This window comes from Actinokineospora guangxiensis (assembly GCF_042657845.1).
Lineage (GTDB): Bacteria > Actinomycetota > Actinomycetes > Mycobacteriales > Pseudonocardiaceae > Actinokineospora > Actinokineospora guangxiensis.
The window spans coordinates 34,060-49,425 of the sequence record NZ_JBHSKF010000004.1; the positions used below are offsets into that span (position 1 = coordinate 34,060).

Annotated in this window: 13 protein-coding genes; 5 read left to right on the forward strand and 8 right to left on the reverse strand. The window is 73.9% G+C overall.

The window, feature by feature from the left end; genetic code table 11:
* Nucleotides 1–20: 20 nt before the first annotated feature.
* The 4 genes from ACFPM7_RS10330 to ACFPM7_RS10345 form a co-directional block, all read right to left on the reverse strand.
* A complete protein-coding gene (locus tag ACFPM7_RS10330) occupies nt 21–1,151 on the reverse strand; it encodes a CaiB/BaiF CoA transferase family protein (protein WP_378246436.1) in 1,131 nt (376 codons plus the stop codon).
* Nucleotides 1,148–1,969: a formate dehydrogenase accessory sulfurtransferase FdhD gene (fdhD, locus tag ACFPM7_RS10335; protein ID WP_378246438.1), complete on the reverse strand. Its 822-nt coding sequence runs from the start codon at nt 1,967–1,969 to the stop codon at nt 1,148–1,150. The genes ACFPM7_RS10330 and fdhD overlap by 4 nt, the downstream gene beginning before the upstream one ends.
* A gap of 65 nt (nt 1,970–2,034) precedes the next feature.
* Entirely contained in the window at nt 2,035–3,369 is a 1,335-nt protein-coding gene (locus tag ACFPM7_RS10340) for an alpha-lytic protease prodomain-containing protein (protein WP_378246440.1), read from the reverse strand.
* A 185-nt stretch (nt 3,370–3,554) separates the two neighbouring features.
* A complete protein-coding gene (locus tag ACFPM7_RS10345; RefSeq protein ID WP_378246442.1) occupies nt 3,555–4,862 on the reverse strand; it encodes an alpha-lytic protease prodomain-containing protein in 1,308 nt (435 codons plus the stop codon).
* Nucleotides 4,863–4,979: 117 nt separating this feature from the next.
* Between ACFPM7_RS10345 and ACFPM7_RS10350 the strand changes: the two genes are divergently transcribed.
* From ACFPM7_RS10350 to ACFPM7_RS10360, 3 genes are read left to right on the forward strand one after another with little or no spacing between them, the layout of a single operon-like run.
* Nucleotides 4,980–5,759 (forward strand): SDR family NAD(P)-dependent oxidoreductase, encoded by a 780-nt coding sequence (locus tag ACFPM7_RS10350; RefSeq protein WP_378246444.1) that lies wholly within the window; start codon nt 4,980–4,982, stop codon nt 5,757–5,759.
* Between the two features lie 17 nt (nt 5,760–5,776).
* Nucleotides 5,777–7,285, forward strand: a complete 1,509-nt coding sequence (locus ACFPM7_RS10355) for a phytoene desaturase family protein (RefSeq protein ID WP_378246446.1) — start codon at nt 5,777–5,779, stop codon at nt 7,283–7,285.
* Nucleotides 7,282–7,560 carry an SCO4225 family membrane protein gene (locus ACFPM7_RS10360; RefSeq protein WP_378246448.1) on the forward strand — a complete coding sequence of 93 codons (279 nt, stop codon included), beginning with the start codon at nt 7,282–7,284 and terminating at the stop codon, nt 7,558–7,560. The genes ACFPM7_RS10355 and ACFPM7_RS10360 overlap by 4 nt, the downstream gene beginning before the upstream one ends.
* A gap of 6 nt (nt 7,561–7,566) precedes the next feature.
* On the opposite strand, the gene ACFPM7_RS10365 is transcribed toward ACFPM7_RS10360, so the two are convergent.
* Entirely contained in the window at nt 7,567–7,815 is a 249-nt protein-coding gene (locus ACFPM7_RS10365; RefSeq protein ID WP_378246450.1) for a mycoredoxin, read from the reverse strand.
* 90 nt (nt 7,816–7,905) lie between these two features.
* Nucleotides 7,906–10,200 carry an FdhF/YdeP family oxidoreductase gene (locus ACFPM7_RS10370; RefSeq protein WP_378246452.1) on the reverse strand — a complete coding sequence of 765 codons (2,295 nt, stop codon included), beginning with the start codon at nt 10,198–10,200 and terminating at the stop codon, nt 7,906–7,908.
* A 46-nt stretch (nt 10,201–10,246) separates the two neighbouring features.
* On the opposite strand from ACFPM7_RS10370, the gene ACFPM7_RS10375 reads away from it, so the two are divergent.
* Complete coding sequence (locus tag ACFPM7_RS10375) at nt 10,247–10,423, forward strand: hypothetical protein (RefSeq protein WP_378246454.1); 177 nt, start codon at nt 10,247–10,249, stop codon at nt 10,421–10,423.
* Entirely contained in the window at nt 10,420–11,655 is a 1,236-nt protein-coding gene (locus ACFPM7_RS10380; protein ID WP_378246456.1) for a hypothetical protein, read from the forward strand. Before ACFPM7_RS10375 ends, ACFPM7_RS10380 begins: the two co-directional genes overlap by 4 nt.
* A 14-nt stretch (nt 11,656–11,669) precedes the next feature.
* On the opposite strand, the gene ACFPM7_RS10385 is transcribed toward ACFPM7_RS10380, so the two are convergent.
* Both ACFPM7_RS10385 and valS read right to left on the reverse strand, forming a co-directional pair.
* On the reverse strand, nt 11,670–12,638 hold the full coding sequence (locus tag ACFPM7_RS10385; protein WP_378246458.1) for a hypothetical protein: 969 nt from the start codon (nt 12,636–12,638) through the stop codon (nt 11,670–11,672).
* Nucleotides 12,639–12,860: 222 nt separating this feature from the next.
* Nucleotides 12,861–15,326 carry a valine--tRNA ligase gene (valS, locus tag ACFPM7_RS10390; RefSeq protein ID WP_378246460.1) on the reverse strand — a complete coding sequence of 822 codons (2,466 nt, stop codon included), beginning with the start codon at nt 15,324–15,326 and terminating at the stop codon, nt 12,861–12,863.
* Between the last annotated feature and the right edge of the window lie 40 nt (nt 15,327–15,366).

Genomic DNA, 15,366 nt, shown 5'->3' on the forward strand with positions numbered 1-15,366 from the left:
GACGCACTGAACTCGACTGATCACCGTCCGTCGCGGAGCCAGGTGAGGATGGCGTCGTTGTGCTCGCCGACGGCGGGAACCACGCCGCCCGTCCACGTCAGGCCGTCCACCGGCGGGCGCAGGACGGGCGCGACCCCGCCGGGGACGGCGACCTCGGTCCAGCGGTCCCGCGCGGCCAGCTGGGGGTGCTCGGCCAGCTCGCCGACGCCGCGGGTGCGGGCGGCGGGGACGTCGGCGGCGTCCAGGGTGGCGAGGGCGGTGTCGGCGTCGACGCCGTCGAAGTACGGCTGGAGTTCGGCGTGCACGGCCGCCCGGTGCGCCACCCGACTCGCCACCGTCCGATAGTCGGGGTGTTCGGCCAGGTCAGGGCGGTTGGCGGCGGCGCACAGGCGACGCCACTGCCCATCGTTCTGCACGGCCAGGTGGATCGCGCCGTCCCGGCACCGCACTGGTCCGTACGGGGCGATGGTGGGGTGGTGCGCGCCCGCGCGGACCGGGTCGGCGCCGGTGCCGTGGGCGTAGAGGAACGGCTGGTGCATCCACTCGGCCAGGGCTTCCAGGAGAGTCAGCCGCAAGGTCGCGCCCTCGCCGGTGCGGCCCCGGTGCAGGAGCGCGGCGAGGACGGCGGCGTGCAGCTGGACGCCCGCGGCGATGTCGGCGACCGAGATCCCGGCGCGCGCCGCGTCCTGCCCGGTGCCGGTCGCGGCGACCAGCCCGGTCTCGGACTGCACCAGCGCGTCGAAGGCCTTGCGGTCGCGGTACGGACCGTCCTGGCCGTAGGAGGACAGCTCGGCGACCACCAGCGCCGGGTGCCGGGCGCGCAGGCTGTCCGCGTCCAGGCCCAGCCGACGCGCCGCGCCGGGGGAGAGGTTGCAGGTGACGACGTCCGCCCTGGCGATGAGCTCGTCCACCACCGCCCGTCCGTCGGGGTCCTTGAGGTCGACCGCCAGCGACTCCTTGCCGACGTTGGTCCACGCGAAGTAGCTCGACACCTCGCCGCAGGCCGCGTCGTAGTGCCGGGCGAAGTCGCCGCCGCCGGGCCGCTCCACCTTGATCACCCGCGCGCCCAGGTCGGCCAGCAGCCGGGTCGCGTAGGGCACGGCGACGGCCTGCTCCAGGCTGAGGACCAGGACCCCGTCGAGCGGTCTCACGCCACCCGCTCCGGTCGCGTGTAGACGTTCATCGACGTCCCGCGCAGGAAGCCGACCAGGGTGATCCCCTGCTCGTCGGCCAGGTCCACGGCCAGCGAGGACGGCGCCGACACCGCGGCCAGCACCGGCACGCCCGCCATGGCGGCCTTCTGCGCCAGCTCGAACGACGCCCGCCCGGACACCATCAGCACCGTCCCGGCCAGCGGCACGAGGTCGCGCAGCAGCGCCCACCCCAGCACCTTGTCGACGGCGTTGTGCCTGCCGACGTCCTCGCGCACCACCAGCGCCTCGCCGGTCGCGGTGAACAGCCCCGCCGCGTGCAGGCCGCCGGTCGACTCGAAGACCTTCTGCGCGGCGCGCAGCGCGTCCGGCAGCCCGGTGAGCACCCCGACCGGCACCGCGACGGGGTCCTCGGCGGGGGAGAAGCGGGTCTTGAGCCGGACCGCGTCCAGGGCCGCCTTGCCGCACACCCCGCACGAGGAGGTCGTGTAGAAGTTGCGCTCCACCCCGGCCGACGGCGGCGCGACACCGGGCGCGAGCGCGACGTCGAGCACGTTGTAGGTGTTGCGGCCCTCGTCGTCGACGCCGTCGCAGTAGCGGGCGAGCGCGACGTCGCCGCGGTCGGCGATGACGCCCTCGGTCAGCAGGAACCCGTGCGCCAGCTCGACGTCGGCGCCGGGTGTGCGCATCGTCACCGCCAGCGGCCTGCCGCCGACCCGCAGCTCCATCGGCTCCTCGGCGGCCAGCGCGTCCGGGACCCGGCTGCGCCCGTCCGCGCCCACGCGCCACACGGGCCTGCGCACTGTCACTCGTCCCATGCGTCCAATGTACGAGGCCGCCCCCGGCGGTCGAGGGACCGACCGGGGGCGGCGGGTACGGCGGGCTAGATCCGCTGCCAGAGCGCCGGAACGTTCGGCGGCTCCCAGCCGGGGAGGGACGTGTGCGGCTGGATGACGCGGTAGCTCGACCCGCCGTAGGTCACCTGGGCGCCGGAGGCGTAGTAGGTGTACGGCGCCCACGTGCCGCCCGGGGGGACCGTCGTGGTGGTCGTCGGGTCCGTCGGGCGGGTGGTGGTCGTGGTGGGGCGGGTGGTGGAGGTCGGCGGGGTGCCGGTCGTCACCAGGCGCAGGTTGTAGACCTGCAGGATCTCCAGCAGCGGCTGGAAGTAGATCGTGCCGCCGGTCTGGCAGTTGCCCGAACCGCCGGAGGTGACGCCCTGGGCCTGGTCGCCGGTGATCCACGAGCCGCCGGAGTCGCCGGGCTCGGCACAGGCGTTGGTGCGGACCAGCCCGGTGATGGTGCCCTCGGGGTAGGTGACCGAGGCGTTCTTCTGCTGGATGGTGCCGCAGCGCCATCCGGTGGTGGACCCGGAGCGGCACACCGAGGAGCCGACCGGGGCCTCCTGCGATCCGGCGACCGGCACGGTGCCCGGGTAGCGGTTCACCAGCGCCCGAGGGGTGTTGCCCGCGTCGGCGCGCACCCAGGCGTAGTCGTTGCCGGGGAAGCTGGACCCGACGACGGACCCGCTCGGGTTCGACGTCCGCGTCCCGGCCCGCCCGCAGTGCCCGGCCGTGACGAATCCGCCTTCGACGGCGAAGCCGATGGAGCATCGCCCCGACCCGAAGGTGTAGGCGTTGCCGCCGATGATGTCGATCAGCGGCTTCGGGTCCTCGGTGCTGGCCTCGAACGCGACCACGTCACCGCTGAGCCCGGCGCCCGCGGCCCACGCCTTGGCCTTGGCCTCAGCGCCCGCGTGCGTCAGCACGACGACGCGGTTGGCCCGGACATCGACGTACCAGCCGGGGACGGCGTCGGGGGCGGCGGCGGCCTTGGCGTCAAGACGGCTTTTGGCTTTGTCCAACGTGGACACGCTGTGCCGCACGGTGGCCGCGATCGCGCCCTGGCCCTCGACAGCGCCGCTCAGCTTCGCGTCGGTGACCGCGACGGTCAGCGTGGTGCCGGTGCTGTCCAACCAGGATCCGCCGTAGGCGCTGCCCAGCCTCGCCTTGAGCGCCAGGTCCTTCTGCCCGGCGAGCTTCTCGCTGACCAGGCGGCGCTGCGCCTGGTCGGTGCTGATGCCGAGGTCCCTGGCCATGGCGGTGACCATGGCGGATTCCTCCTTGTCGGCGGCGGTGGCGCTCGGGGTCAGCACGAGCGCGGTCACCACCCCGGTCGCGATGACCGCCGCTGACGCGACGGCGACGATTCTGCGGTTCATGTCCGCTCCTTGCTGCAGGGTGAATGCCCTCGAACGGTAGGCCGGGAATCACCCATATTGGTACATACCAATCGGGCATATCGCCGGTGACGCGGTCTGCGGCAGGGCGCCGCCCCCGACGCCTGCGTCACGTCGGGGGCGGCGCGGTCCGGGCACCCCTGCGCGGTGCCCGGACCCGAGGGCAGCTACACGCGCTGCCACAGAGCCGGAACGTTCGGCGGCTCCCAGCCGGGCATCGCCGTGTGCGCCTGCAGGGCCCGGTAGGTGGCGCCGCCGTAGGTGACCTGGGCGCCCACCGCGTACGGGGTGTAGGCGGCCCAGGTCCCGCCGCCGGGCGGGTTGCTGGTCGGCGGCGTGGTGGTGGGCGGGGTGGACCCGGAGGTGATCAGGCGCAGGTTGTAGACCTGCAGGATCTCCGCCAGGGGCTGGAAGTAGAACGTCCCGCCCGAGGTGCAGTTGCCGGACCCGCCCGAGGTGACCCCCTGGGCCTGGTCCCCGGCCAGCCACGACCCGCCGGAGTCACCCGGCTGCGCGCACGCGCTGGTCCGCGTCAGCCCGGTCACCGATCCCTGCGGGTAGTTCACCGTGGCGTTCTTCTGCTGGATCGTCCCGCACCGCCACCCGGTGGTGGCCCCGGAGCGGCAGACCGAAGCCCCCACCGGGGCTTCCTGCGAGCCCGCGACCGGAACGGTGCCCGGGTAGCGGTTGACCAGCGGGCGCGGGGTGTTGCCCGCGTCGACCCGGACCCAGCCGTAGTCGTTGCCGGGGAAGCTCGACCCGGCCACCGTCCCGCCCGGGTTCGACGTCCTGGTCCCGGTGCCGCCGCAGTGTCCGGCGGTGACGAATCCGCCCTCGACGGAGAACCCGACCGAGCACCGGCTGCCGCCGAAGCTGTAGCTGTTGCCGCCGATCACGTCGATGTAGGGCCGCGGGTCCTCCGTGCTGGTCAGCACCTTCGCGCTGACGCCCGCGCCCTTGGCCCACGCCGCGGCGGCGGACTCGCCGCCCTTGTGCGCCAGGACGACGACCTGGTTGTCGGTCACGTCGACGTACCACCCGGGCACCGACTCCGGCGCGCCGCTCGCCTTGGCGTCGAGGGACGCCTTGGCCTTGTCGAGCTGGGCGGCGCTGCGGGTGACGGTCGTGGGCGTCGCGCCGAGGGCGCGGACCTTCCCGGCGTGGCGGGCGTCGGTGACCGCGACGGTCAGCGTGCTGCCCGTCGCGTCCATCCACGCGCCGCCGTAGCCCGCGCCGAGCAGGGACTTGAGCGCGGCGTCGGTGCGGGCGGCCGAGTGCTCGGTGGCGAGCCTGCGCTGGGCCTGCTCGGGGCTGATCCTCAGGTCGCGGGACATGGCGGCCAGGATCGATGACTGGGTCTCCTCGACCGCGGGGGCGTGCTGCCCGGCGGTCGCGGACGGCACCATGGCGATGGCTGTGGCCAGGCCCGCTGCCGTGATGGCCGCGGTGGCCGCGGCGATGTGCTTGCGATTCATTTCCGCTCTCTCCTCGAGGGCGTGCAGGGGGGAATCTCCTTGCGACGGTATGAGGCCGGTCACCGGTATTGGTACATACCAATCGGGTCATACCGCCGCTCGTGGCAAGGTGAGGGCATGGACAACACTCCTGCCCCCGGTGGCCGCGTCCCCCGTCGTCGCGTCCTGGTGACCGGCGCGTCCGGCGGCATCGGCTCCGCCGTCGCGCACGCCTTCGCCGAGCTGGGCGACCGCGTCGCCGTGCACTGCAACTCCGCGCGGGAGAAGGCGAACGCCGTGCGCGCGGAACTGCGCGGCGACGGGCACGTCGTGGTCGAGGGCGACATCGCCACCGGCTCCACGACCGTCGTGCAGGCCACTGTGGACGCTCTTGGCGGCATCGACGTGCTGGTGAACAACGCCGCCGTCGTCACCCCCGCGCACCCGGTGTCGACGGACTTCGCCGACTGGCAGCAGGCGTGGCGCACGACCTTCGAGGTCAACGTCCTCGGCACCGCCGCCATCACCCACCAGGTCGCGGCCCGCATGGTCGAGCAGGGCATCGGCGGGCGGATCGTCAACGTCGGCTCGCGCGGGGCGTTCCGCGGCGAGCCCGAGCACCCCGCCTACGGCGCGAGCAAGGCGGCGCTGCACTCGATGGGCCAGTCGCTGGCGGTGTCGCTGGCCAAGCACCGGATCGCGGTGTCCACCGTCGCGCCGGGCTTCGTGCGCACCGACCGCGTCGAGGACAGGCTCGCAGGCGACGGCGGCCGCGCGATCGCCCAGCAGAGCCCCTTCGAGCGGGTCGCGCTGCCCAGCGAGGTCGCCGCCGCCGTGGTCTACCTGGCCTCCCGCGAGGCGCTGTGGGCCTCCGGCACGATCCTGGACCTCAACGGCGCTTCCTACCTGCGGACCTGACCCCTAGGGTCCGAAGGGTGACCGATCACGGGAGCTATGACGCCGTCGTCGTCGGCGGGGGCCACAACGGACTTGTCGCCGCCGCCTACCTGGCGCGCGCCGGGCGCTCGGTGCTCGTGCTGGAGCGGCTGCCGCACACCGGCGGCGCCGCGGTCAGCGCGAGCCCGTTCCCCGGCGTGCGGCTCTCGCGCTACTCCTACCTGGTCAGCCTGCTGCCCGACCGCGTCGTCGCCGACCTCGGCCTGCGCCTGGACCTGCGCTCACGCCCGGTCTCCTCCTACACCCCGTACGTGCGCGACGGCCGCCACGGCGGCCTGCTGGTCGAGCGCGATCCCGGCCCGGCGACCGCCGACTCCTTCCGCGCCCTGACCGGCTCCGACGCCGAGCTGGCCCGCTGGCGGGAGTTCTACGCCGAGGTCGACGGCCTGGCGAAAGCGCTTGCGCCCACCCTGCTGGACCCGCTCCCGTCGGCCGCCGAGGTGCGCGCGCTCATCGGCGGCCGCGTGTGGGAGCGGTTCTTCGAGCAGCCACTCGGCGCCACCATCGCCGAGTCCTTCGCCGACGACCTGGTGCGTGGCATCGTCGCCACCGACGGCCTGATCGGCACCTTCACCTCGCTGTTCGACCCGGGCCTGGCCGCCAACCGCTGCTTCCTCTACCACGTGATCGGCAACGGGACCGGCGAGTGGCGGGTGCCCGCGGGCGGCATGGGCTCGGTCACCGCCGAGCTGCTGCGCGCCGCGGTGGAAGCGGGCGCGAAGGTCCTGACCGACGCCGAGGTGACCGCTGTCGACGCCGACGGCGTCTCAGCCGAGGTCACCTACCGGCACGGCGACGCCGAACACGTCATCGGCGCGCGGCACGTCCTGGCGGGCGTTGCGCCGGCCGTCCTGGACCGGCTGCGCGGCCGCGCTCCCGAGACCCTGCCGGTGGGCGCGCAGCTGAAGGTCAACGTGCTGCTCGACCGCCTGCCCCGGCTGCGCAGCGGCATCGACCCCGCGACCGCCTTCGCGGGCACCTTCCACCTGGACGAGTCCTTCGAGGAACTCGAAGCCGCCTACCACTGCGCCGCCGCGGGCACCGCCCCGCCGCGGCCACCGGGCGAGACCTACTGCCACACCCTGACCGATCCGTCCATCGTGGACGGAAACCGGCACACCCTGACGCTTTTCGGCCTGCACCTGCCCACGCCGCTCTTCACCGACCCGACGCTGTGCGACACCCTGGTCGAGCGCTACCTCGCCGGGGTCGACCGCTACCTGGCCGAACCGCTGCTCGACTGCCTCGCCCGCACCCCCGACGGCCGCCCGTGCGTCGAGGCCAAGACCCCGCAGGACATCGAGTCCGACCTGGCGATGCCAGGCGGCAACATCTTCCACGGAGACCTATCGTGGCCCTATGGCCACGGATGGGGAGTGGAAACGGACACGGCGAACCTGCTGCTGTGCGGCAGCGGCGCCACCCGGGGCGGCGGCGTCAGCGGCATCGGCGGGCACAACGCCGCGATGGCGGTGCTGAGCCGATGACGCTCCCCGCCCGCGTGGCCGCCATCTACTTCGCCGTGGTCAGCGTGGCCATCATCGCCGTGGCGGTGCTGCACGGCGTCCACGATGGCCCGGACGCGTCATTGGCGCCCGTCTGGGCCATCGCCGCCGCGCTGCCCGGCTCCCTCGCCGTGCTCGCGTTCCCCGAGATCGGTCCGCTCGCGTCCTTCGCGGTGCTCGTGCTCATCGCGCTGGTGCAGGCCGGATTGCTGTACCTGCTGGTCAGGGCGGTCGCGGGGGCCAGGCAGCGGCGCTGAGCGGCGTCAGGCCCCGAGGGTCGCCTTGACGTCGGCGAGGCTCGGGTTGGTGAGCGCCTTGCCGTTCGGGAAGTGCAGCGTCGGCACGGTCTGGTTGCCGCCGTTGACGCTCATGACGAAGTCCGCCGCGTCAGGCTCCTGCTCGATGTCCACCTCGACGTACTCGATCCCCTCGCGGTCGAGCAGCGTCTTCAGCCTGCGGCAGTACCCGCACCAGGTGGTCGAGTACATCGTCAGCGTGGCGGGAGCGGTCATCGGTTCCTCCGAAACGTCGGTCTGCCAGTCCTAACGCTAGCCAGGTCCGGATCATGCCCGTTGATCGCCGGCACGATCGCGCGGCCACGATCACACCGGCTCCAGCCGCACCACGATCGACTTCGACGTCGGGGTCCCCGAGCCCTCGGCGACCGAGTCCAGCGGCACCAGCGCGTTGGCCTCGGGGAAGTACGCCGCCGCGCATCCCCGCGCCGTCGGGTAGGCCACGACCCGGAACCGCGGCGCGCGCCGCTCCCGGTCGCTGTACTCGCTGACCAGGTCGACCACCGTCCCGTCGGCGATCCCCAGCGCGCCCAGGTCCTCGGGGCTGACGAACACCACCCGACGGCCGTCCTTGACGCCGCGGTAGCGGTCGTCCAGTCCGTAGATCGTGGTGTTGTACTGGTCGTGGCTGCGCAGCGTCTGCAGCAGCAGCCTGCCCGGCGGCACGGAGAGCACCGTCAGCGTGTTGGCCGTGAACAGGGCCTTGCCGCTCTCCGTGCCGCGGAACTCGCGGGCGTCGCGCGGCGCGTGCGGCAGGACGAAACCGTCGGGCGTGCGGACCCGGGCGTTGTAGTCCTCGCAGCCGGGCACGACGCGGGAGATGCTCTCCCGCACCCGGTCGTAGTCGGCGGTGAACTCCTCCCACGGCACCGGGTGCTCCGGGCCGAGCAGGGCCCGCGCGATCCCGCACACGATCGCGACCTCCGAGCGCAGCAGCGGGCTCGCCGGGTCGAGCCTGCCGCGCGAGCGGTGCACCACCGACATGGAGTCCTCGACGGTGACGAACTGCTCGCCGGAGGACTGCCGGTCGCGCTCGGTGCGGCCCAGGGTCGGCAGGATCAGGGCGGTGCGCCCGGGCACCACGTGCGAGCGGTTGAGCTTGGTCGAGACCTGCACCGTCAGGTCGCAGCCGCGCAACGCGGCCTCGGTGACCTCGGTGTCGGGTGTGGCGGAGGCGAAGTTGCCGCCGACGGCCATGAACACCGATGCCCGGCCGTCGCGCATGGCGCGGATCGCGTCAACGGTGTCGTGGCCGTGCTTGCGCGGGATCGGCACGCCGAACTCGGTCTCCAGGGCGGACAGGAACGCCTCCGGCATCTTCTCCCAGATGCCCATCGTGCGGTCGCCCTGCACGTTGGAGTGCCCGCGCACCGGGCACAGGCCCGCGCCGGGCTTGCCGATCATGCCGCGGACCAGCGCCACGTTGGCGATCTCGCGGATGGTGGCCACCGCGTGCTTGTGCTGGGTCAGCCCCATCGCCCAGCAGAAGATGACCCGCTGCCCGTCGGCGATCAGCCGCGCCAAGCGCTCGACGCGCTCGTGCGGCAGCCCGGTGGCGGTGAAGACCGCGTCCCAGTCCACCTCGCGCACGTGGGCGGCGTACTCCTGGAAGCCGACGGTCCTGGTGTCCACGAACTCACCGTCGACGACCGTGCCGGGACGCGCGTCCTCCCAGCGCAGCAGCAGGTTGCCGACAGCCTGGAACAGCGCCTGGTCTCCGCCGAGGCGGACCTGCAGGAACTCGTCGGCCAGCGCCGTGCCCTTGCCGACGAGCCCGCGCGCGTTCTGCGGGTTCTTGAACCGCATCAGCCCGGCCTCGGGCAGCGGGTTCACCGCGACGATCTTCGCCCCGCCCCGCTTGGCCGCCTCCAGCGCCGAGAGCATGCGCGGGTGGTTGGTGCCCGGGTTCTGCCCGATGACGACGATCAGGTCGGCCTGCTCGACGTCGGCCAGGCTGACCGAGCCCTTGCCGATGCCGGTGGTCTGCGACAGCGCCGCGCCCGAGGACTCGTGGCACATGTTGCTGCAGTCCGGCAGGTTGTTGGTGCCGTAGGAGCGCACGAGCAGCTGGTAGAGGAACGCGGCCTCGTTGCTGGTGCGCCCGGAGGTGTAGAACACCGCCTCGTCCGGTGTGGACAGAGCGCGCAGGTGCTCGGCGATCAGCGCGAACGCCTCGTCCCAGCCGATCGGCACGTAGTGGCTCGCGTCCGGGCGCAGGACCATCGGCTCGGTGAGCCTGCCCTGCTGGCCGAGCCAGTAGTCGGTGCGCTCGGCGAGGTCGGCGACGGGGTGCGCGGCGAAGAACTCCGGCCCGACCCGGCGCAGCGTCGCCTCCTCGGCGACGGCCTTCGCGCCGTTCTCGCAGAACTCGACCGCCTTGCGGTGCTCACCCTGGCCCTCCGGCCACGCGCAGCCGGGGCAGTCGAACCCCTCGCGCTGGTTGATCACCCGCAGCGTGCGCGCCGTGCGCGCCACGCCCATCTGGGCGATGCTGTGCCGCATCGTCGCCGCGATGCCGGGCAGGCCTGCCGCGTACGTCTTGGGCGGGCCGGTGGTCAGGTCCTCTTCGGTGACATCCGCGTCGGGTGCCTCGCGCGTCATGCCCCCATCCTGCGGCACCATCGATCCGGAAGCGAGGAGGACCCCTGTGGCCGAGCCCCCTGAGCCCCCCGGGCCCACAGCACTTCCCGGGCCGGACGCCGCGATCGCGGCGTGGCTGTCCGCGACCGAGGACAGCACCGCCCTGGGCCATGCCGCCGACGCCCACGAGCGGATGCGGCGAGTGTGGGCCGCGGAGCTGGCCGCCTCCCGGGAGCTCCCATGACCCAACTCACGGCCGTCCTGCTCGCGCTGCGCCGCCTCGCCCGCGTCGGCGGACGCCTCGCCGAGGTGCGCTCGGCCCCCGCCGGTGACCCGGCGGGCGCGCTCGCGCTGGCCGAGGCCTACCGCGCCGCCGCCGAGGCCCTGCCCCTGCGCGAGACCCCCGCCGCCTTCACCCGCGCCGCCGCCGCGCTGCGGGAGTACGCCGCCGCGCTGGCCGCCGCCCAGGCCGCACACGCCGCAACGCGGCCGATCACCGCGCTGGCCCGCGGCCGGGTCCAGGCGCACACCGCCGCCGCGCGCGCCGCCGACCTGCTCGCCATCCGCTGCGCCGACCTGGCCGGACGCGCGGTCCTGGGCACGGGCGTGCTGTCCGGCCTGCCCGCGGCCGAGGCCGACGCGCTCGCCTCGGCCGCCCGGCGCGGCTACGACTCCGGTGTCCTCGGTCCCCGCCACCTGCGCGCCGCGGCCGCCCGGCTCGCTGGACTCGGCCCGTCCGCGCGGGCGCGTGCCGACGGTCTCCTGGACCGGGCGGGCTCACCGGTCGAGCGGGCTTGGCTGGTCAAGGCCATCGCCGCGGCCCCACCGGACCTCGCGGGCGTCGCCGAGTTCGCCGAGACCGTCCGCGGGCGCCCCGAGCCCTGGCTGGCCGAGCGGCTGACCCTCATCGACCGCCACGCCCCCGGCCCGCAGACCCGGCTCGGCGCCGCCGTGCGCCAGTACGAGGCCACGACCTGCGGCACCACCAGCCTCATCGTCGCCCGCGCCGAGCACGACCCCCGCTACGCCCTCACCCTGACCTCCGGCGACTTCGCCACCGCGTTCCGGGACGCGCGCGCCGCCGTCCACGACGAGACCAACCGCTGGTACCCGCAGTTCGCGGGCACCTCACCGCGCGGGATGGCCGTTTGGCTGAGCAGGCACGTCGGCGCGCGCCACCGCTGGCGGCTGGTGGACGACCGCGACCCGCGCTCGGTGTCGGCCGCGCTGCGGCGCACCCTGGCCGCCGTGGACGACGGGTTCGCCGTCCCGCTGCTGGTCGGCGCGCTGGTGCCCCGCCACTACGTGCTGGCCGTCGGCCACCACGACGGCTCGGTGCTGGTGTTCGAGCCCACCGCGGGCCGCACGGTCGCCGTGCCCGACAGCGCCTTCCTCAGCGGGGGTCTGCGCGCCGCCCTCGGCTTTCCGCACCTGCAAGCCGTCGTCCTGCCCGACGGAGCTGAGCGGGCGGGCTAGGCCGGGCGGTCCGCTCAGGACGGGCAGCCGCTCTCGGCGGGCAGCTCGGCCTTCGGGTCGAAGAACGAGGCGCGGTCGTGGCCGGGGCGCTGCACATGGGTGGCCGACTGGTCGCGCGCCGCGGGCGCGAGGAAGCCCTTCTTGTACCAGTCGCAGGCGATCGAGTAGCCGAAACCGCCGACGTGGCCGTACCAGAGCCCCAGGCTGTCCTCGGTGAAGCCCTCCTTGAGCAGCCGGTAGTCGACCTGGGCGCGGACCAGCACGATCAGGTCCATCGGGTCGGTGACCGCGCTCGGGTCCGCGGGCTCGAAGGCGTAGGCGAACAGGTAGTTCGTGTGGATGATCAGCTGGTTGGGCGCGCCCGCCTCCACCGTCATCGTGCCCGTGACCTTGGGCTCGACGTCCAGCAGCGGGTGGCCCTGCGCGATCAGGCTGACCAGCGCCTGGGCCTGCGGCTCGCGTCCGGTGCCGAACAGGGGCTTGAGCAGCTTCCTGGCGTCGGGGGCCAGCAGTCGCAGGTAGGAGTCGGGGTTGTGATCGATGAGCATCGTGCGGTCGATGCGACTGGCGATCAGCGCGTCGCGGACCGTGTCGGTGGCGGCGGCGACCTCGCCCGCGGAGAACTCGCCGACCTGCATCGGCGCGGGCGCGGTGATGCCCTTGGCGCCGTCCGCCCAGCCCTCGGCGGGCGTGCCCGCGAAGGGCGCGTCCAAGTCGACGGCCTGGACCAGCTGCTGGCCCTGGTCTGGCGTCGGCCGGGCGGCGGAGCGGTCCTGCCCGTCGAACATGCCGACCCCGACCAGCAGCATCAGGACCGCGACGATCGCCACCAGGACGGTCGCGGTGACCAGCCAGCGCTCGGCCTTGCGCCTGCGGCTGGCGCGCAGCATGGCGCGGACGTCGGCCCGCGCCGACTCACGCACGCGGCTGCGCCACTCGGCGTCCTCTACCGCGGCGCTGTCGCCGTGCTCCCGATGGTCCACTGCCCCCCCAAGGGCGCCTGGGCTGTCCCGCCCGCCCGCTGATGTCGTTGCTGCTCCGGTGACCACGACATCGATGCGGCCGACCTCGGTGTTAACAGTTCCACGGGTGCTCACCGCCGATCGTGCGATGAACGGCAGGCTTGCACAGTCCAACGGTCAGGGCTGACGGGTGGATGGCCGCACGTCCGGCCATCCGGCCCTGCCGCCCTGGGCCGTTCGGCCTCAACCGCCCGTGTCAGGCGGGGTGGCCAGCGTCACATCCACTGTCGTGTCCGCGCCTTCGCCCAAGGTGACGGCCTCGGCCCCCGCCGCCGCGAGCAGGTCGGACTCCACCGACCGCAGCGCGGCGAGCACATCGGCGGGCGCGGTCACCGCGAGCCGGGCGACCGGGGTCCGCATCGACACCTTCGCCCGGGTCTTGGCTCCGCGCACCTCGGCCAGCACAGCACCCGCCGCCGCCAGCGCCCCGGTGTCGGCGCGGCCACCCGGCTCCGGCCACGCGGCCGTGTGCACCGACCCCTCCTGCCACCAGGACCACGTCTCCTCGGCGGCGAAAGGCAGGAACGGCGCGAGGAGCCGCTGCAGCGCCGACAGCGCCGCCCGTAGCGCCACCCGAGCCGACTCCGCGCCCGGCAGGTCCCCGTACGCGCGGTCCTTCACCAGTTCCAGGTAGTCGTCGCACCAGGTCCAGAAGAACCGCTCCACGCGCTCCAGGGCGTCGGTGTAGCGGTAGTCGGCCAGCGCGCCGGTCGCCTCGGCGATCACCGCGTCGAGGGCGCCGAGCATGGCCAGGTCCAGCGGCTCGGCCCTGCCCCGGGCGTCGGACTCGGGCTCGGGGAATCCGATGACGAACCGGCTGGCGTTGAGCAGCTTGGTCGCCAGCCTGCGACCCACCCGCATCCGGCTCTCGTCGAAGGCGGTGTCCACCCCCGGCCGACCCGACGCCGCCCAGTACCGCACCGCATCCGCGCCGTAGCGGTCGAGCAGCGCGTCGGGGCTGAGCCCGTTGCCCGCGCTCTTGCCCATCTTGCGCCGCTCGGGGTCGATCACCCAGCCGGAGATCGCCGCGGTGCGCCAGGGCAGCGCGCCGGTCTCCAGCTCCGCGCGCAGCACGGTGCTGAACAGCCAGGTCCGGATGATCTCGTGGGCCTGCGGGCGCAGGTCCATCGGATAGGTCCTGGCGAACAGCTCGGTGCCGTAGCCGCACACCAGCAGCGGCGACAGCGAGGACGTCGCCCACGTGTCCATCACGTCCGGGTCGGCGGTGAACCCGCCCGGCCGGTCCCGCTGCTCGGGCCGGTAGCCCGGCGGCACGTCGCTCGCGGGGTCCACCGGCAGCGCGTCCGGGGTCAGCGGGCGGGAGTGGTCGGGCTCGCCGTCGGCGTCCAGCGGGTACCAGAGCGGGATCGGCACGCCGAAGAACCGCTGCCTGCTGATCAGCCAGTCGCCTGCCAGCCCGCCCACCCACGATTCGTAGCGCGCCAGCATCGGCTCCGGCCGCCAGCGCAGCTGCCTGCCGCGCTCCAGCAGCCGCTCGCGGTGCCGGGTCGACCGGATGAACCACTGCCTGCTGGAGACGATCTCCAGCGGCCGCTCGCCCTTCTCGTAGTGCTTCACCGGCCGGGTCACCGGGCGCGGGCTCAGCCCCAGCAGCTGCACCACCCGCTCACGCGCCTTGCGCACGGTCAGGCCGGCCAGCTCGGCGTACGGCCCGGCCGCCACCCCCGGCGGGGCCTCGGCGCGGAAGCGGCCGTCGCGGCCGATCACGGTGTGCGCGGGCAGACCCAGCTCTCGCCACCACAGCACGTCGGTCAGGTCGCCGAAGGTGCAGCACATGACCAGTCCGCTGCCGCGCTCGGGATCGGCGGCCGGGTGCGCCAGCACGGGCACCTCGGCCCCGAACAGCGGCGAGCGGGCCCGCGTGCCGATGAGCGCGCTGTGCCGCTCGTCGTCCGGGTGGGCGATCAGCGCCACGCAGGCGGGCAGCAGCTCCGGCCGCGTCGTCTCCACCTCGGCGGGTCCGTCGGCGGTCTCGAAGGCGATGGTGTGCCATGCGCCCTCGGTGTCGCGGTCCACCAGCTCGGCCTGGGCCACGGCGGTGCGGAAGGTGGTGTCCCACAGCGTCGGCGCCTCGGCCTGGTAGGCCTCGCCCGTGGCCAGCAGCCGCAGGAACGACGCCTGCGACAGCTCCCGCGCACGTCCCCCGATCGTGGTGTAGGTGCGCGACCAGTCCACCGACAGGCCCAGCCGCCGCCACAGCTCCTCGAAGGCCTGTTCGTCCTGTTCGGTCAGCCGCTCGCACAGCTCCACGAAGTTGCGCCGCGACACGGGCCGGGTGCTCCGGGCACCGCCGCCGTCCAGGGCCAGCCCGGGGTCGTAGGGGAGGGACGGGTCGCAGCGCACGCCGTAGTGCAGCTGCACCCGGCGCTCGGTCGGCAGGCCGTTGTCGTCCCAGCCCATCGGGTAGAGCACGTCCATCCCGCGCATGCGCTGGAAGCGCGCGATCACGTCGGTGTGGGTGTAGGAGAACACATGGCCCACGTGCAGGCGTCCGCTGACCGTCGGCGGGGGAGTGTCGATGGAGAAGACCGACTCGCGGGGGCCCGTCCCGCGGAAGCGGTAGACGCCGGACTCGGCCCAGCGCCGCGCCCAGATCGCCTCTAGCCCGTCGAGTGAAGGTCGCTCCATGCCGAGACGGTAGGGGCTGGTCAGCTCCCGCCTCCACCGG